1 protein-coding gene is annotated in these 821 nt (G+C 31.8%); it reads left to right on the top strand.

What is annotated here, in order from left to right; all coding sequences use genetic code 11:
• Nucleotides 1-56: 56 nt before the first annotated feature.
• The gene (locus QMO11_RS21845) at nt 57-623 is read left to right on the top strand and encodes a hypothetical protein (protein ID WP_282040087.1); all 567 of its coding nucleotides are present in this window, start codon (nt 57-59) and stop codon (nt 621-623) included.
• Nucleotides 624-821 lie beyond the last annotated feature (198 nt).

Here is an 821-nt window from a genome sequence, read left to right as displayed (position 1 = left end):
CGTTGGCGGTAATATAGTACAACTACTACTCAGATAAAATTATCAAGAATAGAAATATGAAAAAGGTTTTAGTAATAAGTTTGTTCATTGTAGCTTTCATTTCTTGTGAAAAGGATGATAATCAAAGAATCAAATTGGACGAAGATTATTTTCCTCTTCAAATTGGCAACAATTGGCAATTCGAAAAATCCGGAAAAGACTCAATAATTGACATAATTAAGTATAACAATACTGAATATTATGAATTTGCAAACGACTATGGAACAAACTCATATTATCGCAAACATGATAATCGAGTCTATGTTAAGTCCTTATCTGTAGAAAGTAAAGAGGAAATGAAATTTGATTTAGCTGCAAATATTGATGAGACATGGGCATTTGGAGCAGGATATGTTACTCTGATTAGTAGAAATGAAACTGTAACTATTGGTGATAAACAAATTGATAATTGTTTACAATTTAATTTCCACAATCAAGATTTGATTGATTATGGTAGTACAATATGGTTAGCACCTGAAATTGGATTAATTCAACGTACTTGTCAGGAATGTTTTGGTTCTTCATTTGAAACTTTGAGGTTAGAAACAGCTGTGATAGATAATCAGTTGATTGAATTTAAATAAATACTACCGCCAACAAATTGGAATAAACAATGTGGGGCGGTGGTGATTTGGGAGGTTATTTTGGCGAAACCAGTTCCGCCAAATCTTTTCATTCTATTTAGAATGAAAATCTACAAATAAAATAATAAGCTTTGGCTCTTTAGGATTTTGGAAGTGGATTTGGGTTTACTCTCCACACTGTTCATCCAAGTAGCCGTT

The organism is Saccharicrinis aurantiacus (assembly GCF_947489045.1).
GTDB lineage: Bacteria > Bacteroidota > Bacteroidia > Bacteroidales > Marinilabiliaceae > Saccharicrinis > Saccharicrinis aurantiacus.
This window is presented reverse-complemented; position numbering and strand designations above follow the sequence as displayed.

Excerpts from the sequence above, each read along its gene's own strand:
- QMO11_RS21845 (WP_282040087.1), top strand. The coding sequence starts at position 57 with ATGAAAAAGGTTTTAGTAATAAGTTTGTTCATTGTAGCTTTCATTTCT.